Genomic DNA, 22,459 nt, shown 5'->3' with positions numbered 1-22,459 from the left:
TTTCGTTGGAATCTGTGTTCGTGCGGCGGCGTATTCAGGCTGTCCGGGCGGCTTGCGTCCCTCGCTCCTTTTCGCGCTGGCGTCGCAGCCAGGTGATGGCGCGCCCGCCCAGCGCGCGCTGCAGCTGCGCTTCGGCGAAGTCCACCGCGTCGAGCAGGCCGTCGATCGAGATGCCCGTCGAGAAGCCGCTGCGCTCTGCCATGAGCACCAGGTCCTCGGTCGCGACATTGCCGGCGGCGCCGGGCGCGAAGGGGCAGCCGCCGATGCCGCCGACACTGGCATCGAAGCGGCGCACACCGGCCTCCAATGCGGCCCAGGCGTTGGCAACGCCCATGCCGCGCGTGTCATGGAAATGCACGGCGAGCTGCGCCACGGGCACCACTTCGCGCAAGGCGCCAAGCCGCGCCTTCACCTGCCCGGGCGAGGCCGAGCCGATGGTGTCGGCAATCACGATTTCGCCGGCGCCCTCCTCGCGCATGCGCGCGGCCAGACGCACCACCTCGGAGAGCGGCGTCTCGCCCTCGAAGGGGCAATCGAAGGCCACCGCCACATAGGCGCGCGTGCGCATGCCGAGGCGCTGCGCTTCGGCCAGGGTCTGCGCGCTCACCTCGGTGGCTTCCTGCAGCCCCATGTTGATGTTCTTGCGGTTCATGGTCTCCGTGGCAGAGAGCACGACCGCGATCTCACGGGCGCCGGCCGCGTGCGCGCGCTCCAGCCCCTTGAGGTTCGGCACGAGCACGGAACTGCGCAGGCCCGGCAGGGCGGCGGCATTCAACCGGGCAACCAGTTCGCCGGCATCGGCCATCTGCGGCACGGCCTTGGGCGACACGAAGCTCGTGGCCTCCACGCTCTGCACGCCCGCGGCGGCCAGCAGGCGGATCAGCTCCAGCTTGTCCGCGGTCGACACCTGCACCTGCTGGTTCTGCAACCCGTCGCGCGGGGAGACATCGGTGATGTGGATTCGTTCCATGGTGTGCGGGCCCTATGCGATCGCGCCGTCGCGCCGGAGCTGTTCGAGCTGTTCGGGCGAGTAGCCGGCCAGGTCGGCCAGCACGCTGCGCGTGTGCTCGCCCAACGCGGGCGGACAGGTGTAGGCCTTGGGAGTCGCCGCGGAGAGCTTGATCGGATTGCCCGGCATGCGCAGCCTCTCGCCGGTCTTGAGCGGCACCTCGACCACCATGTCGCGTGCGCGCACCTGCACGTCGTTGAGCGCCTGCTCGAAGTTGTTGACCGGCCCGCACGGAATACGCGCGGCGCGCAGGCGCTCCAGCCAGTAGGCGGTCGGCTGCTTGCGCAGTTCGGCGCCGACGATGGCGTCGATCTCGGCCTTCGCCGCGTAGCGCACCGGTTGCTGGAGGTACTCGGGCTTGCGCAGCGCCGGCAGGTCGATGAACTCGACGAAGCGCTCGAAGAAGGCATCGCCGATGCACGCGATGATGATGTGGCCGTCGGCCGTCGGGTAGCTGTTGTAGGGCACATGCACGAAGTGCCCGTTGCCGATGCCGGCGGGCACGTGGCCGGACATCAGGTGCATGGTCGCCATGTAGTTGAGCAGCGAGATCTGCGCGTCGAGCATGGAGATGTCCACGTGCTGGCCGCGGCCGGTGCGTTCGCGCTCGGCGAGCGCCGCGAGCACGCCCATCGCGCCGAACATGCCGCCGCCCAGGTCGCCGATCGGAATGCCGCTGCGCGTCGGTCCGGTCTCGGGCGTGCCGGTGATCGACATGCCGCCGCCCATCGCCTGCACCACCTGGTCGAAGGCCGGCCGGTGCGTCTCGGGGCCGCTCTGGCCGAAGCCGGTGACCGAGCAGGTGACGATGCGCGAGTTGACCTGCGACAGCGACTCGTAGTCGATGCCCAGCCGCGCGGTCACGCCGACACTGAAGTTGTCGAACACCACGTCGGCGTGCCGCACGAGGTCGAGGAACACGGCCTTGCCGGCTTCGCTCTTGAGGTCGACGCAGACGCTCTCCTTGTTGCGGTTGAGCGTCAGGTAGTAGGCGCCCATGCCGTCGCGGGCGTAGTCCGGGTCGTTTTCGAGCAGCCGGCGCGTGCCCTCGCCGGTGCCGGGCGGTTCGACCTTGATCGTGCGTGCGCCGAGGTCGGCCAGAAGCATGGTGCCGTAGGGACCCGAGAGCATGTGGGTCAGGTCCAGCACAGTGATGTGTTCGAGTGCCAAGGGCGATGTCTCCGTAGAACGTGTTCGCTCTACTCATCGCATGCGTCGTGCCAAGGTGCCGCAATCGCGTAACCCATTGATTTCAAACAACTTATTCAACCATCTTCTTTCGGATTTCGTCCCATGAGACATCCATGAAACATTGTTTTGTTTCAATGAGACATACTCTCTCCCATGGTCGCCCAGTCATTCCACCGAACGCGCCTGCCCCGCCTCTGCTTTCTGAGCTACCGGCAGATCCGTGAATTCGCCATGCCTGTGGTCGCCGAATACGTCGGCCGCGCCGACATCGAGGTGGTCGACGGCACCTTCGGCGGCGCGCTGGAGATCGCGCGCGATCGCATCGCGCGCGGCACGGTCGACGCCTTTGTCAGCGCCGGCTCGAACGCCAGCATCCTGCGGGCGGGCCTCGAAGCACCAGTCGCCACCATCCAGCTTGGCGGCTTCGATCTGCTGCAGGCCCTGATCAAGGCCCGCCGCATATCCAGCCGCGTCGGCGTGGTGATGTACGGCCAGACGATCCCCGAGCTGGACGCGGTGAAGGACCTGCTCAATATCGAGATCACGCAGCACGCCTACCAGACGCCGGACGACGCGCGCCAGCAATTCGAGATGCTGCGCCGGGACGGCTTCGAGGTCATCGTGGGATCGAGCCTTGTGGTCGAGCTGGCCGAGGAAGCCGGGCTGCACGGGCTGCTGGCCTATTCGCTGGCGAGCATCCGCAAGGGCTTCGAGGACGCCATCGAGCTGGCGCGCGTGGCCCGGCTCGAGGCGGGCCGCTACGAGCAGCTCAACGGCGTGCTGCACAACCTGCAGGAAGCCGTGCTGGCCGTGAACCGCGACAACTGCATCATCGCGGTCAACCCGCCGATGCAGCAGTTGCTGGGCACGCCGCATCGACCGCTGCTGGGACAGCGCCTCGACCTCGTGGAGCCCGAGCTGTCGCTCCAGTCCACGCTGGACACCGGCACGGAAGAGCGGGCGGCGGTGCAGCGCTTTGCGCGGCGCGACTGGATCGCCAATCGCACCCCCATCCGCGAGCATGGCGAGATCGTGGGTGCGGCCATCACGCTGTACGACGCGCGCAAGATCCAGGAGGCCGACACCAGCCTGCGCATGCAGCAGCGTCGCCACCAGAATGCCGCGAAGCACGGTTTCGGCAGCCTCGTTGGCCAGAGCCCGGCGTTCCTTCGCGCGGTGCACACGGCGCGCCGCTTTGCGAAGACCGACCTCGGCGTACTGATCGCCGGCGAGAGTGGTGTCGGCAAGGAACTCTTCGCACAGGCGATCCACAACGACAGCGCGCGCGCCGACCGGCCTTTCGTTGCGGTCAATTGCGCATCGTTTCCGGAGACGCTGCTGGAGAGCGAACTGTTCGGCCACGAGGAAGGCGCCTTCACCGGCTCACGCCGCGGCGGCAAGCGCGGACTCTTCGAGACGGCCCACACGGGCACGCTGTTCCTGGACGAGATCGGCGACATGCCGCTGTCGCTGCAGACGCGCCTGCTGCGCGTGCTGCAGGAACGCGAGATCACGCGGCTCGGTGCCACGGCGCCCATTCCGGTCGACGTGCGCGTGATCGCAGCCACCCACCAGCCGCTCGAAGAAATGATTGCAGCGCGGCGCTTCCGGCAGGACCTCTACTACCGCATCAACACGCTGCGCCTGTCGCTGCCGCCGCTGCGCGAACGCGGCGACGACATCGCCGTGCTCGCCAAGGCTCATGTGGGGCGTTGCCTGCATCGGCTGGGCTCGCGCATCGATGCCGGCGCCGCATTGGCACCGCTGCTGCCCCAGTTCCTTGCCTGTGACTGGCCCGGCAATGTGCGCGAACTGGAGAACATCAGCGAACGAGTCGCGGTGTTCCTTCTGCAGTTCGACCGGATCGAGGACATCCGCTACGACGAACTGCGCCACGACTGCCCGGAGCTTTTCCAGCGGCATGCTCAAGGGACACAACCATTGCGAGAGCGCGTGCTGGAAGCCGTGCGCCTGGCCGATGGCAACCGGCAGCGTGCCGCAAAACAGCTGGGCGTCAGCCGCTCGACCTTGTGGCGGTGGCTGCGCGAGTTCGAGGTCGACGGCCCCTAGTTCGCCTCGGTGCTGCGATCCGGCGATGACGCGGCGCTCACCACGCGCTGATCGTCATTGAGCGTGGCCGTGAAGACCATGGGCGAGTTCGGCGGCTGGACCCAGCGCCACTCCCAATCGGTCTGGTTCTTGAGCGGGTAGGGCGTGCGCCTGGCGGGCTTGCCCAGCAGCTTGCGCAAGTCTTCCATCGGCATGCCGGGCCGCACCTTGTCGAAGTTCTCCGGCGTGAGCACCTGGCGCAAGGCACTCATCCTGCCGTCGGCGCCGATGGTGATCATGTAGTTCTTCTGGCCCTGGGGCTGGCGGTTGTATTCGAACACCCGCCCCTGCGGCGAATCCCAGATGTTCTCCGGCTGGCCGAAACGTGCGCGTACGTCGGCCTCGGTGGACACGCCCTCCTCCAGTTCACTGATGCGTTTCACATCACAGGCCGCGAGCCAGAAGACGGTGCCCAGCAGCGCGGTCGCCAGGCGCCAACGGGTTCTCGATCGCGCCATGTGCGCCTCCACTATTCAGTCAGTGGCGCCGAGTCTAAGGCCGCCTCCCGGCGACCTGTTCAGGTGCCGGCTTCAGTTCTGCGCAAAGCAGAACAGCAGGCCGCCCCCACCCGTCTTCTTCAGCGCATCCAGGCTGCAGCCCTGGGTGGCATGCGAGGAGTTCCACGATTTGGCGGGCGCACTCTCGTCCAGGCCGGTGCGGTCGTGGTGGCCGACGATGGCCGAGCCGTCGCCGCTCTTGGTCCAGTTGCCGCAAGTGGTGTCCTTCGCGTCGGCCGAAGCACGGCCGTCGGACGTCGAACCGGTCAGGATGTCGTGCTGATTGACCGGGTCGCCGCGGCCGCTGACGATGTCGCCTTTTTCGGTCAGCGCCGTCTGCTTGGTGAGCTTGTTGGTGCCGTGCAGTTCGTCGACGTTTGCCGCGATCAGTTGGCCCTTGACGTTGTACCAGGGGCCGGTGCCGATGCGATCGCGGGCATTCGTCGCGGGGCTGCCGCCCGCAGCATTCGTGCTCAGGTATGCGCGCCAGGTACGACCACCCGCGCCAACGCTTGCAGCCAGGCTCTGGCAATAGCGGTCGGCGCCCGCCAGACCACCGAAGTCGGCACCCTTGCCCGGGTTCGCGCTGGTGACGAAGAAGCTCGTCTTGCTCTGCGGCGTGGAAGATCCCATGCCGGTGCAGGCGACCAGCAGCACGGCGGCGGCGGCGGCGGCGGTTGCAACGAAGTACATCGAGTGTCGGCGCTTCATGAGCAGTCTCCTTGTGGTTGAGTGCCGCCACGCTAGCGCATGCCGATAACCGCTTCAAGGCGGATTCCACCCGGTAAAATCCCCGCCAAAGGTCCCCCCACTGCCATGTCCATCTTCGCTCGCCCCCACTACACGTCCGAAATCACCAACTTCATCGAGGAGATGAAGGAGAAAAAGCCGACGCTGGAGGCCGAGCAGCGCGCGGGCCGCGCACTTCTGTGGGACAAGCACCTCGACCGCACCCTGCTCAGCGAGTACAGCGAAGCCAAGGTGCCGCAGCAGCCCTACGTCTACCAGACCCGCGTCAAGTAAGTGACCATTCGGGCCGTACCGGGCTCCGGCAGCCGCCGGAAGGGCGATGGCGCCGCGATGGACGAGCGTTCCACGCAGGACGAAGTCATCGCCGACGACGGCGTTGCCATCGTCGCCGGCATGCCCGATGTGATCGACCAGGTCGCACTCGCCCGACTCTACGGCGAGCCCCTGTTCGCACTGCCGAACGACCTTTACATCCCGCCCGAGGCACTCCAGGTGTTCCTGGAGGCCTTCGAAGGCCCGCTGGACTTGCTGCTTTACCTGATCCGCAAGCAGAACTTCAACATCCTCGATATCCCGATGGCGGGGCTGACGCGGCAGTACCTCAGCTACGTCGACGAGATCCGCCAGACCAACCTCGAGCTCGCGGCTGAATACCTGCTCATGGCCGCGATGCTGATCGAGATCAAGTCGCGCATGCTGCTGCCGCCCAAGAAGACGGCCGAGGGCGAGGAAGCCGAAGACCCGCGCGCCGAGCTGGTCCGCCGCCTGCTCGAATACGAACAGACCAAGCTGCAGGCCGCCTCGCTGAGCGCCATGCCGCAGGCCGGGCGCGACTTCTGGAAGGCGCAGGTCTACATCGAACAATCGCTCAAGCCGCGCTTCCCGGACGTGAACGTGGTCGACCTGCGCGAAGCCTGGGCCGACATCATGAAGCGCGCCAAGCTCGTGCAGCATCACAAGATCTCGCGCGAGGAACTCAGCGTGCGCGAACACATGAGCATCGTGCTGCGCCACCTGCAGGGGCGCCAGTTCGTGGAGTTCGAAAAGCTCTTCGACGTGACGCGGGGCACGCCGGTGCTGATCGTCACCTTCATCGCGATGCTCGAACTCGCGAAAGAGACGCTGATCGATATCACCCAGGCCGAAGCCTTCGCGCCGATCTACGTGCGGCTGGCCTATTCGCCAGCCTGAAGCCGGTCCTGGGGACCCGCCTCAGGCGGATTCGACGCCGGGCTCGCGGCCCATCAGTTCGGCAACCGCTTCCGCCGGCCTCACCCGCCCATCGAGCAACGCGACAACGCTCGACGCAATGGGCATCTCGACGCCCAGATGCCGAGCGCGCTGCACGACCGTGCGAGCGCAATAGACACCCTCGGCGACGTGGCCCAGCGAGTTCACCGCCTGCTCCAGCGTGAGGCCCTGCGCCAGCAGCAAGCCGACCTTGCGATTGCGGGAGAGATCGCCCGTGGCGGTGAGGACAAGATCGCCCAGCCCCGAAAGACCCATGAAGGTGTCCGGCCGCGCACCCAGCGCCGCGCCAAGTCGCGTCATTTCGGCGAGGCCGCGCGTGATCAGTGCCGCACGTGCGTTGAGGCCGAGCGCCAGGCCGTCCGCGAGACCTGTCGCGATGGCCAGCACGTTCTTGACCGCGCCGCCGATCTCCACGCCGACGATGTCCTCGTTGGCGTAGACGCGCAGCGCGGGGCCATGAAAGGCACTGACCAGCGCGTCGCGCACCGATGCATGCGAACTCGCGGCGACCAGCGCCGTCGGCCGGCCCTGCGCCACTTCCAACGCAAAGCTGGGACCGCTCAGCACGCCCGCAAGCAGGCGGGGCGCCACGCGCGTCTGGATTTCGTGGGCCAGCAAGCCTTCCTCGCCCGAATCGGCAATGGCCGGCTCGACGCCCTTCGACAGCCAGGCGACCGGGCAGGCCACGTCTCGCAGCCTGCCGAGTTGCTCTCGCAAGGCGGCCATCGGCGTCGCAACGATCACCAGATCGGCAAGCGCCACCTCGGCCAGCGCATCGCCTGCCAGGAGATTCAGTGAGGGAGGAAACGCAACGCCGGGCAGGTAGCGCGCGTTTTCGCGCGATGCCGACATGGCCTGGACCTGGGCCGCGTCACGACCCCAAAGGGTGACCGTGTGCCGGGCAGCCGCATTGACCGCCAGCGCCGTGCCCCAGGCACCGGCGCCGAGCACGCAGATTCTCATCGGTGCGTGCGCTTGCGGTTTACTGCGTGATGATCGGCGAGGTCTGCGCCGCGGCTTGTGCCTGCTGCTGCTCGAACATCGCCTGGAAGTTGATCTCGGCCAGGTGCACGGGCGGGAAGCCGCCGCGCTGGATCACGTCGGCCACGTTGCCGCGCAGGTAGGGGTAGACGATCTGCGGGCAGGCAATGCCGAGGATCGGGCCCATCTGGTCTTCAGGCAGGTTGCGGATTTCGAAGATGCCGGCTTGCTTGGCCTCGACCAGGAACACGGTCTTGTCCTGGATCTTGGTCTGCACGGTCGCCGACACGGTGATTTCGAAGATGCCGTCGGTCACCGGCTGGGCGTCGACGCCGAGCTGGATGTCGACGGTAGGCTGTTCCTGCTCGAGCAGGATGGCCGGGGAATTGGGCTGTTCGAGCGACAGGTCTTTCAGGTAGACGCGCTGGATCTGGAAAACGGGATCTTGTGCTTGCTGGTCGGCCATGGCTGAACTTTCGAGTGTCAAAACAATGCCCGCCCGGGATGTCCCAGAGCGGGCTTCTGGAGGTAGCCGGCGATTATCGCCCGGCGGAAGTCAGGCGCTCTGCAGCAGAGGGATCAGCCCGCCGCGCCCGTCGAGCGCGATCAGGTCGTCGCAGCCACCGACGTGGGTGTCGCCGATGAAGATCTGCGGCACGGTGCGCCGCTGGGTGATGTCCATCATCGTGGCACGCGCCTTGGGGTCGCTGTCGATACGGATCTCTTCGATCTGCTCCACGCCCTTGGACTTGAGGATTTGCTTCGCGCGAATGCAGTAGGGGCAGACGGCGGTGGTGTACATCTTGACGGCTTGCATCGGGGGTATCTCGGGGAAGTTCAGGCCTTTTCAACCGGCAGGTTAGCGTCTTTCCAGGATTTGAGTCCGCCGGCGACGGCTTGGGCCTGTTCGTACCCGAGCTTCTTGGCAGTCGCCACCGCGCGCTGGGCGCGGGCGCCCGTGGCGCACACGAGCAACAATGGCAACGACTTGTTCTTGACCGTGGTGGCGAGCTTCTGCTCGAGTTGGCCGAGCGGCACGTTCTTCGCGCCGGTGACGTGGCCCGCGGCAAATTCCTCGGGTTCACGCACGTCGACCACCACGGCGCGCTCGCGATTGATGAGCTGCACTGCGCCCTGGGCCGTGAGCGATCCGGCGTTCGCGCCGCGCACCATCGGCCACGCCAGCATGCCGCCGGAGCTGAGTGCAATCAGGATCAGCATCCAGTTGTCGACGATGAATTTCACGGTATTCCTTGAGTGGCAAACCTCGGATTTTAGAATGTCGGCTTTCCGCACGCGTTCCCAAAGGCCTCTCCCATGCACAAACTGGTACTGATCCGCCACGGCGAATCGACCTGGAATCTCGAAAACCGCTTCACCGGCTGGACCGATGTCGACCTGACACCGACCGGTGTCGAACAGGCCAAGCAGGCCGGCCGGCTCCTCAAGGCCGAGGGCTACGACTTCGACGTGGCCTACACCAGCGTGCTCAAGCGCGCCACCCGCACCCTCTGGCACACGCTCGATGAACTCGACCGCACATGGCTGCCGGTGGTGCATTCCTGGCGGCTGAACGAACGCCACTACGGCGGCCTTCAGGGCCTCAACAAGGCCGAAACGGCCAAGAAGTACGGTGATGAGCAGGTTCTAGTCTGGCGCCGGAGCTACAACACGCCGCCGCCGCCCCTGGAAGCCAACGATCCGCGCAGCGAGCGCGGCGACGTGCGCTATGCCAAGCTGGCGCCCGAGCAGGTGCCGCTGACCGAGTGCCTCAAGGACACCGTGGCGCGCGTGCTGCCCTTCTGGAACGAATCCATGGCGCCGGCCATCCGCGCCGGACGCCGTCTGGTGGTCGCCGCGCACGGCAATTCGATCCGCGCCCTGGTGAAGTACCTCGACGGCATCTCCGACGACGCCATCGTGAGCCTGAACATCCCCAACGGGATTCCGCTGGTCTACGAACTGGACGACGAGCTCAAGCCATTGCGCCACTACTATCTCGGCGATGCCGATGCGGCCGAGAAGGCCGTAGCCGCGGTAGCCGCCCAAGGCAAGGGTTAACGAAAGTCTGACTTCATCACTGGTTTCGCGGAACCACGGCAGACAACTTGCTTCCAAGCCCTGTATATTGGATTGACAGGCGACAAGGACACTTACACATGGGCCAGAAATTGAAGATCACCGGCTGGGTTGCCGCGGGCGCCTTTGCCGGCGCGCTGACCACCGTCTCGTTGCAAACTGTTGCACGAGGCTCTCTGGCTCCTCTGCCGCTCGAAGAACTGCAACAGCTTGCTGCAGTTTTCGGCATGGTCAAGAGCGACTACGTCGAACCGGTCGATGAGAAAAAGCTGATTTCCGATGCCATTTCAGGCATGGTCGCCGGCCTCGACCCGCACTCGCAGTACTTCGACAAGAAGTCGTTCAAGGAATTTCGCGAAGGCACCACCGGCCGCTTCGTCGGCGTGGGCATCGAGATTTCACAGGAAGACGGCCTGATCAAGGTCGTGTCTCCGATCGAAGGCTCTCCGGCCTTCCGTGCCGGCCTCAAGCCGAACGACCTGATCACCAAGATCGACGACACCGCCGTGCGTGGTCTCTCGCTCAATGAAGCGGTCAAGCGCATGCGCGGCGAAGCCAACACCAAGGTGCTGCTCACGATCTACCGCAAGGACGAGAACCGTACCTTCCCCGTGACCATCACGCGCGAGGAAATCCGCACGCAATCGGTTCGCGGCAAGATCATGGAGCCGGGTTACGGCTGGATCCGCCTGTCGCAGTTCCAGGAACGCACCGTCGACGATTTCGTCAAGAAGGTCGAGGAGCTCTACAAACAGGAGCCCAACCTCAAGGGGCTCGTGCTCGACCTGCGCAACGATCCGGGCGGCCTGCTCGACGCCGCCGTGGCGATTTCCGCGGCATTTCTGCCGGAAAACGTCACCGTCGTCTCGACCGACGGCCAGTTGGCCGAGAGCAAGTCCGTCTACAAGGCTGCGCCGGAGTTCTACCAACGCCGTGCCGGCAGCGACCCGCTGCGCGGCCTGCCGGCTGCGCTCAAGACCGTGCCGCTGGTGGTGCTCGTCAACGAAGGCTCCGCGTCTGCCAGCGAAATCGTCGCCGGCGCCCTGCAGGACCACAAGCGCGCGACCGTCATGGGCAGCCAGACCTTCGGCAAGGGCTCGGTGCAGACCGTGCGCCCGCTCGGTCCGGACACTGGCCTGAAGATCACGACGGCGCGGTACTACACGCCGAGCGGCACTTCGATCCAGGCCAAGGGCATCGTTCCGAACGTGCTGGTCGACGAAAGCGCCGAAGGCAGCCCCTTTGCCGCGCTGCGCATGCGCGAAGCCGACCTCGAGAAGCATCTCGCCAGCGGCCAGGGTCCGGAAAACAAGGACCCCGAGCGCGAAAAGGCACGCGACGAAGCACGCAAGCGCCTCGAGGAAGAAGCCAAGAAGCCGCCGCAGGATCGCAAGGTGCCTGAATTCGGCACTCCGCAGGACTTCCCGCTGATGCAGGCGTTCAACCGTCTCAAGGGCCAGCCGGTCCTCGTGAGCAAGACGCAGGTGATCGTCGACAACAAGGAAGAGAAGAAAGAGAACTAGGCTCGCCCCCCAGGCTTTTCACTTCGCTTCGCTGCGTGTAATTCGCCACCCCCTGCCCGGGGGCAACACCGGTGGGCCGGCTGAGCCGGTTCCACGGTGTTTCTTGAAGGGTTCGCCGAGTCGGGTACGCATGGACGACGACGATCTGCTGCGCTACTCGCGCCACATCCTCCTGGAAGAATTCGGCATTGACGGCCAGGCGCGCGTCAGTGCGGCGCATGCGCTGGTGATCGGTGTCGGGGGTCTGGGGTCGCCTGTCGTGCTGTATCTTGCTGCGGCTGGGGTGGGCCGCATCACGCTGGTCGATGACGACGACCTCGACCTGACCAATCTGCAACGCCAGGTCGCGCACACCACGGCCCGGGTGGGAATGGCCAAGGTCGACTCGGCCGCCGAGGCGATGCGCGCAATCAATCCCGATATCGCGGTCGAAACGCACCGGCTGCGGGCCGACAGCGAGCTTCTCGCCCGGTTGGTCGCTGCGGCGGATGTAGTGATCGATTGCAGCGACAACTTCGCCACGCGCCATGCGGTCAATCGCGCCTGCGTGACGCTCGGCAAGCCACTGGTGGCCGGCGCGGCCATCCGCTTTGACGGGCAGTTGAGCGTCTACGACACGCGCGACCCGGCATCGCCTTGCTATGCCTGCCTGTTTCCGCCAGACGCGAATTTCGAGGAAACCCGCTGTGCCGTGCTCGGCGTTTTTGCGCCCGTTGTCGGCACCATCGGGACCTTGCAGGCCAGCGAGGCATTGAAGCTGCTCGCGGGCATCGGACCTTCGCTCGCAGGAAGCCTGCTCATGTTCGACGGTCGCCGCACGGCATTCGACACCCTGCGCGTCGCACGCGATCCCGGCTGCAGCGTCTGCGGGCATCGCCCGGGCGACTAACCGCCGCTCTGCGCAGGCTGCTTCTTGGCCTTGGCGGCACCCGCGGCCGCGGCGCGCGAACTCGGCTGCTTCGCTTCGGCCAAAACCTCCTGGCAGTCGGCATCCTGGCCCGGTCCGGTTTCAATGGTCGCGGCCAGTGCGAGCAGCGGATTGATCAAACCCAACGCGACGGCCGCTGCGCCGCGTGTCGCCAGCGGACCGGCCTCGACGCCCGCCTTGGGCGACGCAAAGGTGCCGCGAACGACCAGCGGCGTACGCAATGCCAGGATGCTCATGTCCTTGGGCTGCTGCCGCACCACGATATCCATCGTCTCGTTCGCCAGGTTGATGTTGCCGGTGGCGTTGAACACGGTGTCCGTGGTGTCGAAGACCAGGCTGCGGCCGTTCATCACGCCCTTCTCGACGTCGAATGCCACCGCCGCGCATCGCAAGGTCACGTTATGGTCGCCTTCCAGCAGGAACTTGATGATCTCGCCCCCATCGAGTCCCATGAACTCCAGCAGCAGATTGCTGAACTGGCCGCGGCCGGTGATCGCCGCCACGTCGCCCGAGGCGCCGCCGAGCCAGCTCGCCACCGAATTGCCGCGCCCGGACAGATTGATTCGCCCGTCGAGCTTGCCGAAGCTGGTCTTCAAGGTCTCGACCTTGGGGATCAGCCGGTTCAGTTGCATGGCGCGGACGTCGAGCGATGCGCGAATGTCTGCCGGATTCTGCGTGGCGTCGATGCGAATCGCGCCGGCCACCTTGCCGCTGGCGATGCCGAGGGCGAGCGGGTCGAGCGTCAAGACGCCGTCCTTGAGCTTCACCTGCACGCTTCCCTTGTCCAGCGGCAATTCGCGCACGTTCTGGATGCGGTCCGCCGTGTACTTCACGTCGGCATTCATGGCGCGCAGGCGTTCGAAATCCAGCGTGGCATCGGGAAGCACCTTGCGGCCCGCATCGCGCTGCGCGCGCTTGACCTGCGTGATGGTCGGCGGCGGCGCGACACCTTCCACGGCGTTGGCCGAGCGGCTTGTCGGCGGCAAGCCGATGAGAGGGCCGAGGTCATCCATGTCCATCACGCGCGAGCGCAGCGTGCCGCCGAGGTGCGGCACCTTCTGCGACTTGTCGAACTGCATGTCTCCGCCGATGTCGGAAAGCCCCAGGCGCCCCTTCAGGCCCCGCACCTCCCAGAGGGAGGCCTGCTTGCGCAAATTCCCGCTGAGGGCGTAAGGCGGCGTCTGAGGCAAGGCGATGCCCAGCGCCGGATAGAGATTTCCGAGGTTCTGCCCTCTCATGTCGAACTGGGCGTCAAGACCGTCGAGACTGGCAAGTTCGACGACCGTCCCCTCCGCCTTCAGTCGGGTGTGGCCTGCCGAGAGCTTGATCTCGATCGGAAACGGCGGCTGCCCTGCGGCGTTGAGTTGCAGCACATTGCCGGTACGCCCTTCGGCCGTGAGCGGCTGTTGACGGTAGCGGCCCTTGATTTCGTAGCTCAGCGGCATGTCGCCGCGACTGGTGTCGAACGTGAAATCGGCGTGCAGGTCCACTTCCAGGTGCTTGGCGAGGAAATCGAGCGAACCGCCGTCGACCTGCAGCAGGCCGATGGTCGGCACGGTCCCTTCATCGGACGTGTCCTTGCCCAGAGCCCAGGTGCGCCGTCCATCCTCTTCCATCTGGAGGCCCAGCGAAGGTGAATCCAGCGCCAATCTGGGAAGGACGACCTTGCCCGAGAGCAACCTCCAGAAGCTGATGTCGAACTCGGCACGCTCCGCGCGCACCAGATAGGGGTCCCGAGCCCAGGCGGGGTTGGCGAACTCGACACCGTCGAGCTTGACCGTGGCAAGACGCCACCCGAGGCTTGCGTCGAGGTGGCGCGTGATCTCGAACTTGCGCCCGGTTCGCTCGCTTACATAGCGATTGACCGGCTCACGAAGGAGGTCCCACGGAAAGAATGCAATCACCAGAAGGAGCGCAACCAGCAGCCCGAGCAATACCGCGGCGACCCTGAACCAGACGGGGCGACGCGGCGAGGGTGCAGCAGTCGCGTCCACGGTGACGGACCCGTTTCAGTCGATCGCTGGCGTCTTGCCGACCGATGTGACGGCCTGGGGCGCAGCGAGAAAACAGACGGCCGAGATGCCGGCGGCCGCAGCCATGGTGGCCGCTTCGACGAGCCTCAACTCGGCAGTAGCAGGCTCTCCTCCCGCGACCGCCGCAGCAGCGGAAACGGTCAGCAGGCCCGTGGCGACATAGCTCCACACGATATTCATTTCAGTACCTTCTGGCGGGTGTTCGGTGAACGTGTGGACGAGCGTAGTGGCACGGTCCCGCCCGCCAGGTCGGTAGCAGGCCGCAGTTACTGTGGGGGCGCGCCTACGTCCGAAGTTCGCATTCGGACGTAAGAACAAGCCTACAGCCGCTGCTCCAGGAACCCTGCATGATGTCGGCCAATAATCAGTAGCATTCGCAACGACAGCTTTCCTGGCGCAATCCAGGTGGCCGAGATGCTCGCCAAGGGGGCAAGCGGTTCTCATGGACCCACGATTGAAAACCTATATCGTCGAAGACAACGTCACGATCCGAGAGAATCTCGTTGGCACTCTGGAAGAGCTCACGTGTATTTCGGCCATTGGCTTTGCCGAGACGGAAGCCGAGGCCAGCCAGTGGCTCAGCGACAACAGCGACGAATGGGAATTGGCAATCGTCGACCTCTTCCTCAAGCAGGGCAGTGGACTCGGTGTCCTGCAGGCCTGCATGTCCCGCCGCCCGAGCCAGAAAGTCGTGGTGCTCAGCAATTACGCGACCCCCGACATCCGGAAGCGCTGCGCCCAGTTCGGCGTGGACGCCGTCTTCGACAAGTCGAACGAGATCGACGGCCTCATCGATTACTGCATCGAGCAGGCGGCCCTGCGTCAGTCCCCAACCCGAACCTGACCATCCGCCCTCACCCGCGGAACACTGCGGATCGCGGTCTGGGGGCGAGCATCAATCAATCAGCTTGTTCTTGAGCGCGTAGTACGTCAGGTCGCTGTTGGAGGAGAGGTTCATCTTCTCCATGAGGCGCGTGCGGTAGGTGCTCACGGTCTTGACCGACAACGACAGGGTCTTGGCGATGTCGCCCGCGGTCTCGCCCTTCGCCAGCTTGAGGAACACCTGGAACTCGCGTTCGGACAGCTGTTCGTGCGGCGCGGCATCGTCCTTGCGGTCGAGCTGGCGCGCCAGCAGTTCCGCCACCGCTGGCGTGATGTAGCGGCGGCCCAGCGAGATCGTGCGAATCGCATTCACGATTTCGATCGGATCGCATTCCTTGTTGAGGTAGCCGCTCGCGCCCTGACGGATGAGGTTCATCGCGTAGTGCTCTTCCGGATAGCCACTCAGGATGAGGATGCCGACATCCGGCGCCTTGGCGCGAATCATCGCGAGTGCATCGATGCCGCTTTGCCCGGGCATGGAAAGGTCCATCACGAGGACGTCGAGTTCAGTCGTGCGAACGAGTTCGATCGCTTCGCGGCCGCTGGCAGCTTCCCCTACAACGCGCAGGTCGACGTGCTCAGAGAAAAACTGGCGCAAGCCGGAGCGCACGATGGCGTGGTCGTCCACAATTCCGATCTTGATCATCTGTTACCTTCGTTGTATCGCGCGGCCTTTTGCGTCGCACCATGCCGGTCCCTGGTCGGCTTCGATTATTCCCGAATTTGAACCCTAGGCATTACTCGGAAACCTCATGCGCTGGTTAGCTTTCCCGAAGATGGCCCTGGGCCTGACGCTCGCCGTGCTGGCAGCGCTGGTGCTGGTGGGCATCAACGAAGCCGGCTACCGACAGTCGTCCCAGGCGCTCACCGAAGTCGGCGACGCGCAACGGGCGCGCATGGTTCTCAATCTGATGCTCCAGAACGTCCTGGATGCAGAAACGGGCCAGCGCGGCTTTCTGCTGACAGGGGAACCCCGCTATCGGGAGCCCTATGACAACGCAGTCAAGCAGGTGGACGGTCACCTCGCTGCACTCCAGATCCTCTATGCCGGCCGACCGAACGAACTCGCGCAACTGAGCCAGCTTGCGAAGCACGTGGCACGCAAGCTCGCCGAGATGGAAATGAGCGTCCGCTTGCGGCAGAACGGCAACGAAGACGCATGGAAATTCGTGATCACGACCGACGTGGGTCGCGAAGAAATGGAAGCCATTCGCAATGAGATCAACGATCTGATCGCGATCCGGAACGAAGAACTGACGCGCGGACAGTTGCAGATCGCGAAATCCCTGCGCTTCGCGCGCATCGGCATCGGCCTCGTGGCGCTGGCAGGTCTGGCCGCCTTCTTCCTCTACCTGAGGCAGACCCATGCGCTGCGCTCCGTCGGCGAGCGCCAGCAGAAGGCATTGGAGCGTGAACGCAACGCACTGGAAGACGAGGTGCGCGAGCGCACCACGACGCTGGCCGAGCTCGCCACCCACCTCCAGCAGGTGCGCGAAACCGAGCGTGGCTACCTGGCCCGCGAGCTGCACGACGAGCTGGGCTCCTTGCTCACCGCAGCCAAGCTCGACGTCGCACGCCTGAAGTCCCGTCTGTCCGAGTCCCCCGATGCGACGCAACGGCTCCAGCATCTGAACGAGCTTCTCAACAGCGGCATCGCACTCAAGCGCCGGATCATCGAAGACCTGCGGCCGTCTTCGCTCTCCAACCTGGGACTCGTTGCTTCCCTCGAAATCCTCGGGCGCGAATTTGCCGAGCGCTCGAACATGGAGATCGAGATGGTGCTCGAACCCGTGGTCCTGGACGAATCGAACCAGCTCACCGTCTATCGCATGGTGCAGGAAAGCCTCACCAACATCAGCAAGTATGCGCAGGCCTCCGAGGCCAGCATCGTGATGAAGAACTACGGCAACCACGTCGTCGTGGAAGTGGCCGACAACGGCAAGGGTTTCGACACGCAGCACGCACGCCCGTCGACGCACGGCCTGGCGGGCATGCGGCATCGGGTCGAAGCGGCCAAGGGCAAGCTGACCGTTTCGTCGGCGGCGGGCCAGGGCACGAAACTGAGCGCCATCCTGCCGTCCAGCCCCGCTTGAGCCCTTCTGCGCCTTCCTCCCCGCCACGGCGGCGGTGATTCGGCCCTCTCCTACGCCCCCAGGCCGCTGCTGCTGACAGGGTGGGAGAGACGGCCCTCTTAACGTGGAACCCAGGCCGTTCTCCAACCGAACGCGCTGGTATTCATCTCAACGAGGCCGTCCTTTGAAGGAGTTCAGCATGTTGCACTACGCAGTCGTGTTCCTGGTCATTGCCTTGATCGCCGCGCTGTTCGGCTTTGGCGGGATCGCCGCCAGCGCCGTGGGTATCGCGAAGATCCTGTTCGTGATCTTCCTGATCCTGGCCCTCGCCAGTTTCATCGCGGGCTTGATGCGACGCAGGTAGCGTCGTTACGATGAGCAGGCACTCGCAAACAAATCCAAACCTCCTGGAAGGATCCATTTCATGAACACGACCACCAAGACTCCCTCGCAGCTGGCTGAAGATGCACGCCAGACGGCGAACGACGCGATCGATACGACGCGCGCCTATGCGCAGAACGCAGTGAACGCCGCGGGCGAAAAAGTGCGCGACCTCCGCCGCGAAGCAGAGCCTGCGGTAGAGCAACTCGCTGCTCGCGTCCAGCAGGCCGTCCAGCGCGGCATTGATGCCGCCTCGACCACCAGCGCTCGTGCCCAGCGCCGGCTGGAGGCCGCTGCGGACGTCACGGGCAAGTACATCGCCGACCAACCTGTCCGCTCGGTGCTCGTGGCCGCCGCGGCTGGCGCCGCCATCACGGCGCTGATCGTCTTGGCCAGCCGTCGTCGGGATGACTATTGATCTGATGGCCTGATCGTCCCCGTCGGCTCTGGCGAGCCCAGCCCACAGCACCTTGTAGCAGCATGCTTCATCCCATTTACTCCACGGTGCTCGGGCATCCCGAGCTGATCGCCGATCACATGGCCAACTACGGCGCGCTCGTGCGGCAGGAGACGCACGAAGCGAGCCGCAGCCTGATCGCGCGACTGATCGCCGGCGTGCTGGCAGCGGTCAGTGCGATGCTGGCGCTGGGCCTGATCGGCGTCGCCGTGATGCTTGGCGTACTGCACGGCAGCTTTCACTGGGTTCTCGCCGTGGTGCCCGGCGTTGCGGTCCTGATCGCATTGGTGTCGGCCTACGTGGCATCACGGCCACAGGAGTTCCATGCCTTCGCGGATCTTCGGGCGCAGATAGACGCTGACGTTCGCGCACTCCACGTTGCCGGAGAAAACCATGGCGGCTGAACTCGATTCGCTTTCGCCGCAAGAGCGCTTGGCAATTTCCCGCAGGGCCCTGGTGTCGCAGTTGCAAGGCGACCGTCGCCGCGCACCGGATGAGCCCCCCTCCCTGGACCTCCCTCGCCCACACCGTGTTGCGCCATCCAGTCGGTTTGCCTGGGGTGCGCTGGCGCAGAACGTGGTGCGGCGCTGGTGGCGAAGGCATCCGGCCAATGCCGTCACCCAGGTCGCGCGGCCGTTGCTCGAGCGCTACGCGCGCGAAGAGCCCGCAAAGCTCGTGGCAGCGGCGGCAGCCACTGGCGCGCTGCTGGTGCTGGTCAAGCCATGGCGCCTGCTGTCCATCACTGCAGTGCTGGCCGCCGTCCTCAAGACATCGGACATGGCTGACCTGGTGAACACGCTGATGCAGAAAAACGCAACCCCACGAAAGGATCCTCCATGAACTCCGCCGTCAAAGAACGCCCCGAACATCTGGTTCTCGACCAGGCCGCCATCGATGCGGCATCGAAGAGCCTGGACGAAGGCGCCGTCACACCGAGCTACGGCCCGTGGCGGGACGACATCGTCAAGCTGCTCAACGACGCACTCGCAACCGAGCTGGTCTGCGTCTTGCGCTACAAGCGCCACTACTTCACCGCCAGCGGAGAGGCTTCGCCGAAGATCGCCGAGGAATTTCTCGTTCACGCCAATGAGGAGTCGGCGCACGGGGACAAGATCGCCGAACGCATCGTCCAACTCGGCGGTGAGCCGGATTTCAATCCCAAGACCCTGTTGGATCGCAGCCATGCCGACTATGACGCATCGCTGGACTTGCAAGCCATGGTTCGCGCCAACCTCGTCGCCGAACGAATCGCCATCGAGTCCTATCGCCAGATGATTTCGCTCATCGGCGACAAGGATCCGACTACCCGACGAATGCTGGAAGAAATCCTCGCCGACGAGGAAGAGCACGCCGACGAACTGAAGGATTGGCTCGATTGACGACGCGTCGAAGGACGCATGAAAAAGCCCGGGAGTCCCGGGCTTTTTCATGCGTGAGGTCCGGCAGCGGACTTACATCTTGACTTCCAGATTGTTATTGACTGCGCTTACGCCCTTCACGGACTTGGCAATCTCTTCCGCACGTGCCTTGGCAGCCGCATTGGGCGCCGGACCGCTCAGGCTCACCGTACCGCCCTTGGTGTCGACGTCGATCTTGATGGCGCTCAAGTCCGGATCCTTGGCAAGTCCGGTCGACACGGCAGCCGTGATGGTCGCGTCGTCCACGGCGGCAGCGACGCTGGCGCCCGCATCCTTCACCGACTCCTTGGTCGATGCCGCAGCGGATTCCGACTTGGCCTTGGCATCCGCGCCCGCCTGTTCAGTCTTGGCAATCGCCGAATCCACCTTCTGGCCCGCCGTCTGGTTGCTGGCCTTGTCGCCGCAGGCGGTCAACGCGAGCACGCCGCTCGCAAGCATCAGTGCCAGCCAATGGCGCGAGTGTCTGGAAATGGGGTTGAGATGAGTCATGAGGGAACCTCCGGTCGTTCGATGAAAGGGCCTTGCGCCATCCATGCGCAAGGCCGGTGTGTCACAGCTTGTCGGCGTCGCGCTTGATGGCGTCCTTGGCCTGTTCCTTGACGTCGCCATAGGTCTTCTGGACCTTGCCCGCGGCCTGGTCGACCACGCCTTCGGTCTGGAGCTTTTCGCTTCCGGTGACCTTCCCGGCGACTTCCTTCACCTTGCCCTTGGCCTCTTCGACACGGCCTGCCACTTGATCCTTGTTCATAACAATTCCTTCGCAAAGTTGGTGAGTGGTGGTTCGCCCGAACCACTGGATTCAATCTAGCGAGGGCATCCTGCCGGTGGCCTCCGGCATGGGCTCAACCTGCTGTAGGACTCGGGGAAGTCAGGCTGTCACGATCCAGCCCTCGAGCGGGTCGATTTCCGCTGGAAGACCGTAGCCGGTGCCGACACTCGCGCTGCGCGCCGCCGCCCAGGCGGCCTGGAGCAGGCAGAGCGCCGCATCGATGCAATCGCCCTTGGCATCGGTGAGCAGGCGCTCCCGCATGGACTTGTTCAGGACGAGTCGAACGCCCAGGCGGGCGGAGCCTTTTTCCATTGCCTCGACGAGATCGACCCTTGCCTGCCGGCGCGCCTCGGTCTGCGCGCCGGGATCGTCGCTCTTGTAGCTGCGCCGCGCGATCAACTCACGCGCGAGGAGGCCCGGATAGCCCTCCAGCGCGATGCGCGCACCGCCGTGCGCAGGCCTGTGCAATCCCGGCAGCACCGCGCCCGCTTCCAGCAGCCGTGGCACGCCGGCGTGCAGCATGAAGGCGACGGGTGGATTGACCCACTTCATCGACGGGCTGGAGCCCGCAGGACCGTCCGTGGCCCGGTGCGCGAACTTGCCGCCGACGGGCCGCGCGGCGCAGAAGGCAGCAAAGGTTTGACGAATCTCGGCGCGGCCGAGGCCGGCGTAGTGCGCGATGAGTGCGTGCCATTGCAGCGGCCAGCACAGGTGTTCGACCAGTTCGCGCGGCAATCCGAAGGGGAAGTCGAATGCGCCGACCCATTCCGGTGAAGCGCCAAGCCATCGACCCCAGTCGTCAAGCGAATCGAAGCACTCGAAGCCTGACAGGGTGACCCGCTCCGCCTCTGCGGTACCGAGCGCCATCACGATCGGCTTGCGCGCTGTCGGCGCGCTCGAAAAATCACAGCCGAGCAGCAACACCCGGAGGATGGTGGATCAGTGTCGACCGACGATGGCGGCAGTCGCCATCAACTCTTCCAGCAGCGCGAGCGAGACCGCGCCCGACACCGAGTACGGATCGAGTTCCGGCCGCTCCGAGTACTTGAGCAAGGTCGACGCATTGAGCTTCGACAGGTTGACCTGCCCCATCGTCCAACCGCCGAAGCGGCGCTCCGAGATTTCCTCGTAGTGCAGCAGCACCACGTCCTTGTGCCGGGGGTCTTTCTGGATGTGGCCGTACAGCTCGCTGATCGCCATCCGGCCGCCTTCGATGGCCTGCAGGAACACGCCCGCCCCATAGCAAAGAATGCCGGTGATGCCGCAAGCGGTATTGTGCGAGCGCGATTGCGCGAGGATGGCCTCGATGGCGCCTGGGCTCGTGTCCACGGCGCGGCTGGCGTAGAGAAGGCGTACGAGCATGATGATTCAGCGCTTGCGTGGAAGAAGGGAAAGGAATTCGCGGCGAAGGTTGGGGTCCTTCAGGAAGACGCCACGCATCACCGAATTGATCATCTTGCTGTCCATCTCCTTGACGCCGCGCCACTGCATGCAGAAGTGCTCCGCCTCGACCACCAGGGCCAAACCGTCGGGTTGCGTCTTTTCCTGGATCAGGTCGGCCAGCTGAACAACGGCTTCTTCCTGGATCTGTGGGCGGCCCATGACCCACTCGGCCAGCCGCGCGTACTTCGACAGGCCGATGACGTTGGTCTTCTCATTGGGCATCACGCCGATCCAGAGCTTGCCGATGATCGGGCAGAAGTGGTGCGAGCAGGCGCTGCGCACGGTGATCGGGCCGACGATCATCAGCTCGTTGAGATGCTCTGCGTTCGGGAATTCGGTGAGGGAAGGCTGCGCCACATAGCGGCCCTTGAACACCTCGTTGAGGTACATCTTGGCAACCCGGCGCGCCGTGTTGCCCGTGTTGTGGTCGTTGTCGAGATCGATCACCAGGCTTTCGAGCACGTGCTTCATCTTGCCTTCGACTTCGTCGAGCAGATGCTCGAGTTCGCCGGGCTCGATGAACTCGGCGATGTTGTCGTTGGCGTTGAAGCGCTTGCGGGCGGCGAGCAGGCGCTCCCGAATCTTCACGGACACGGGTGTGCCCTCGTCTTCAGCCCCTTCCGCGGGGCGCCTCGCGGCGTCGATAGTCCTAAGCATTAGCGCATCCTAACAGCGAATGGATGGAA

At 65.0% G+C, this 22,459-nt stretch carries 29 protein-coding genes; 13 read left to right on the top strand and 16 right to left on the bottom strand.

The annotated features are described in order from the left end of the window. Positions 1–34: 34 nt before the first annotated feature. Positions 35–970, bottom strand: a complete 936-nt coding sequence (locus tag QTH90_RS20585; RefSeq protein WP_286666428.1) for a hydroxymethylglutaryl-CoA lyase — start codon at positions 968–970, stop codon at positions 35–37. A gap of 12 nt (positions 971–982) precedes the next feature. Beyond that, a complete protein-coding gene (locus QTH90_RS20580; protein WP_286666427.1) occupies positions 983–2,179 on the bottom strand; it encodes a CaiB/BaiF CoA transferase family protein in 1,197 nt (398 codons plus the stop codon). Between the two features lie 174 nt (positions 2,180–2,353). Between QTH90_RS20580 and prpR the strand changes: the two genes are divergently transcribed. Continuing rightward, the gene (prpR, locus tag QTH90_RS20575) at positions 2,354–4,270 is read left to right on the top strand and encodes a propionate catabolism operon regulatory protein PrpR (RefSeq protein ID WP_286666426.1); all 1,917 of its coding nucleotides are present in this window, start codon (positions 2,354–2,356) and stop codon (positions 4,268–4,270) included. Here the strand turns inward: prpR and QTH90_RS20570 are convergent. Further along, positions 4,267–4,767: an outer membrane protein assembly factor BamE gene (locus tag QTH90_RS20570; RefSeq protein ID WP_286666425.1), complete on the bottom strand. Its 501-nt coding sequence runs from the start codon at positions 4,765–4,767 to the stop codon at positions 4,267–4,269. The genes prpR and QTH90_RS20570 overlap by 4 nt on opposite strands. A gap of 72 nt (positions 4,768–4,839) precedes the next feature. Next, on the bottom strand, positions 4,840–5,517 hold the full coding sequence (locus QTH90_RS20565) for a hypothetical protein (RefSeq protein ID WP_286666424.1): 678 nt from the start codon (positions 5,515–5,517) through the stop codon (positions 4,840–4,842). 105 nt (positions 5,518–5,622) lie between these two features. Here QTH90_RS20565 and QTH90_RS20560 point away from each other — a divergent pair, with 105 nt between their 5' ends. Together QTH90_RS20560 and QTH90_RS20555 are read left to right on the top strand one after the other, a co-directional pair. Further along, the gene (locus tag QTH90_RS20560; RefSeq protein WP_286666423.1) at positions 5,623–5,829 is read left to right on the top strand and encodes a DUF3460 family protein; all 207 of its coding nucleotides are present in this window, start codon (positions 5,623–5,625) and stop codon (positions 5,827–5,829) included. 57 nt (positions 5,830–5,886) lie between these two features. Then, a complete protein-coding gene (locus tag QTH90_RS20555; RefSeq protein ID WP_444814750.1) occupies positions 5,887–6,747 on the top strand; it encodes a segregation and condensation protein A in 861 nt (286 codons plus the stop codon). 21 nt (positions 6,748–6,768) lie between these two features. On the opposite strand, the gene QTH90_RS20550 is transcribed toward QTH90_RS20555, so the two are convergent. From QTH90_RS20550 to QTH90_RS20535, 4 genes are all read right to left on the bottom strand, one after another. Next, a complete protein-coding gene (locus tag QTH90_RS20550; protein WP_286666422.1) occupies positions 6,769–7,770 on the bottom strand; it encodes an NAD(P)H-dependent glycerol-3-phosphate dehydrogenase in 1,002 nt (333 codons plus the stop codon). Between the two features lie 19 nt (positions 7,771–7,789). After that, on the bottom strand, positions 7,790–8,254 hold the full coding sequence (gene secB, locus QTH90_RS20545) for a protein-export chaperone SecB (protein WP_286602051.1): 465 nt from the start codon (positions 8,252–8,254) through the stop codon (positions 7,790–7,792). 90 nt (positions 8,255–8,344) lie between these two features. After that, positions 8,345–8,605, bottom strand: a complete 261-nt coding sequence (grxC, locus tag QTH90_RS20540; RefSeq protein ID WP_286666421.1) for a glutaredoxin 3 — start codon at positions 8,603–8,605, stop codon at positions 8,345–8,347. A 20-nt stretch (positions 8,606–8,625) separates the two neighbouring features. Continuing rightward, complete coding sequence (locus QTH90_RS20535; protein ID WP_286666420.1) at positions 8,626–9,033, bottom strand: rhodanese-like domain-containing protein; 408 nt, start codon at positions 9,031–9,033, stop codon at positions 8,626–8,628. Positions 9,034–9,105: 72 nt separating this feature from the next. On the opposite strand from QTH90_RS20535, the gene gpmA reads away from it, so the two are divergent. The 3 genes from gpmA to QTH90_RS20520 all read left to right on the top strand — a co-directional run bounded on the left by gpmA (position 9,106) and on the right by QTH90_RS20520 (position 12,279). Beyond that, complete coding sequence (gene gpmA / locus QTH90_RS20530; protein WP_286666419.1) at positions 9,106–9,849, top strand: 2,3-diphosphoglycerate-dependent phosphoglycerate mutase; 744 nt, start codon at positions 9,106–9,108, stop codon at positions 9,847–9,849. 98 nt (positions 9,850–9,947) lie between these two features. Beyond that, positions 9,948–11,390 (top strand): S41 family peptidase, encoded by a 1,443-nt coding sequence (locus QTH90_RS20525; protein WP_286666418.1) that lies wholly within the window; start codon positions 9,948–9,950, stop codon positions 11,388–11,390. A 130-nt stretch (positions 11,391–11,520) separates the two neighbouring features. Further along, entirely contained in the window at positions 11,521–12,279 is a 759-nt protein-coding gene (locus tag QTH90_RS20520; RefSeq protein ID WP_286666417.1) for a HesA/MoeB/ThiF family protein, read from the top strand. On the opposite strand, the gene QTH90_RS20515 is transcribed toward QTH90_RS20520, so the two are convergent. Together QTH90_RS20515 and QTH90_RS20510 are read right to left on the bottom strand one after the other, a co-directional pair. Beyond that, the gene (locus QTH90_RS20515; protein WP_286666416.1) at positions 12,276–14,312 is read right to left on the bottom strand and encodes an AsmA family protein; all 2,037 of its coding nucleotides are present in this window, start codon (positions 14,310–14,312) and stop codon (positions 12,276–12,278) included. The two genes, QTH90_RS20520 and QTH90_RS20515, sit on opposite strands and share 4 nt — an antisense overlap. Before the next feature lie 15 nt (positions 14,313–14,327). Beyond that, positions 14,328–14,531, bottom strand: coding sequence for a hypothetical protein (locus QTH90_RS20510; protein WP_286666415.1), 204 nt, complete (start codon positions 14,529–14,531; stop codon positions 14,328–14,330). Positions 14,532–14,793: 262 nt separating this feature from the next. Between QTH90_RS20510 and QTH90_RS20505 the strand changes: the two genes are divergently transcribed. Beyond that, positions 14,794–15,195: a response regulator gene (locus QTH90_RS20505; RefSeq protein ID WP_286666414.1), complete on the top strand. Its 402-nt coding sequence runs from the start codon at positions 14,794–14,796 to the stop codon at positions 15,193–15,195. 51 nt (positions 15,196–15,246) lie between these two features. Here the strand turns inward: QTH90_RS20505 and QTH90_RS20500 are convergent, their stop codons facing one another. Continuing rightward, on the bottom strand, positions 15,247–15,879 hold the full coding sequence (locus QTH90_RS20500; protein ID WP_028249172.1) for a response regulator: 633 nt from the start codon (positions 15,877–15,879) through the stop codon (positions 15,247–15,249). Positions 15,880–15,985: 106 nt separating this feature from the next. Between QTH90_RS20500 and QTH90_RS20495 the strand changes: the two genes are divergently transcribed. The 6 genes from QTH90_RS20495 (at position 15,986) to QTH90_RS20470 (ending at position 19,522) form a co-directional block, all read left to right on the top strand. Next, positions 15,986–17,326, top strand: a complete 1,341-nt coding sequence (locus tag QTH90_RS20495; protein WP_286666413.1) for a CHASE3 domain-containing protein — start codon at positions 15,986–15,988, stop codon at positions 17,324–17,326. 178 nt (positions 17,327–17,504) lie between these two features. Continuing rightward, positions 17,505–17,669, top strand: coding sequence for a DUF1328 domain-containing protein (locus QTH90_RS20490; RefSeq protein ID WP_286666412.1), 165 nt, complete (start codon positions 17,505–17,507; stop codon positions 17,667–17,669). Between the two features lie 60 nt (positions 17,670–17,729). Beyond that, positions 17,730–18,104: a hypothetical protein gene (locus tag QTH90_RS20485; protein ID WP_286666411.1), complete on the top strand. Its 375-nt coding sequence runs from the start codon at positions 17,730–17,732 to the stop codon at positions 18,102–18,104. A 62-nt stretch (positions 18,105–18,166) separates the two neighbouring features. Then, complete coding sequence (locus tag QTH90_RS20480) at positions 18,167–18,547, top strand: hypothetical protein (protein WP_286666410.1); 381 nt, start codon at positions 18,167–18,169, stop codon at positions 18,545–18,547. Beyond that, positions 18,537–18,983: a hypothetical protein gene (locus QTH90_RS20475; protein WP_286666409.1), complete on the top strand. Its 447-nt coding sequence runs from the start codon at positions 18,537–18,539 to the stop codon at positions 18,981–18,983. Before QTH90_RS20480 ends, QTH90_RS20475 begins: the two co-directional genes overlap by 11 nt. Further along, positions 18,980–19,522 (top strand): ferritin-like domain-containing protein, encoded by a 543-nt coding sequence (locus QTH90_RS20470; RefSeq protein WP_286666408.1) that lies wholly within the window; start codon positions 18,980–18,982, stop codon positions 19,520–19,522. Before QTH90_RS20475 ends, QTH90_RS20470 begins: the two co-directional genes overlap by 4 nt. 72 nt (positions 19,523–19,594) lie before the next feature. Here QTH90_RS20470 and QTH90_RS20465 read toward each other — a convergent pair whose 3' ends face one another. The 5 genes from QTH90_RS20465 to folE all read right to left on the bottom strand — a co-directional run bounded on the left by QTH90_RS20465 (position 19,595) and on the right by folE (position 22,430). Then, positions 19,595–20,050 carry a BON domain-containing protein gene (locus QTH90_RS20465; protein WP_286666407.1) on the bottom strand — a complete coding sequence of 152 codons (456 nt, stop codon included), beginning with the start codon at positions 20,048–20,050 and terminating at the stop codon, positions 19,595–19,597. A 61-nt stretch (positions 20,051–20,111) separates the two neighbouring features. After that, positions 20,112–20,309, bottom strand: coding sequence for a CsbD family protein (locus QTH90_RS20460; protein ID WP_286666406.1), 198 nt, complete (start codon positions 20,307–20,309; stop codon positions 20,112–20,114). A gap of 120 nt (positions 20,310–20,429) precedes the next feature. Next, complete coding sequence (locus tag QTH90_RS20455; protein ID WP_286666405.1) at positions 20,430–21,197, bottom strand: DUF429 domain-containing protein; 768 nt, start codon at positions 21,195–21,197, stop codon at positions 20,430–20,432. A 72-nt stretch (positions 21,198–21,269) separates the two neighbouring features. Further along, positions 21,270–21,692 carry a BLUF domain-containing protein gene (locus tag QTH90_RS20450; protein ID WP_286666404.1) on the bottom strand — a complete coding sequence of 141 codons (423 nt, stop codon included), beginning with the start codon at positions 21,690–21,692 and terminating at the stop codon, positions 21,270–21,272. Positions 21,693–21,698: 6 nt separating this feature from the next. After that, complete coding sequence (folE, locus tag QTH90_RS20445; protein WP_286666402.1) at positions 21,699–22,430, bottom strand: GTP cyclohydrolase I; 732 nt, start codon at positions 22,428–22,430, stop codon at positions 21,699–21,701. Positions 22,431–22,459 lie beyond the last annotated feature (29 nt).

Source organism: Variovorax flavidus (assembly GCF_030317145.1).
Taxonomy (GTDB): Bacteria; Pseudomonadota; Gammaproteobacteria; order Burkholderiales; family Burkholderiaceae_C; genus Variovorax; species Variovorax flavidus.
This window is presented reverse-complemented; position numbering and strand designations above follow the sequence as displayed.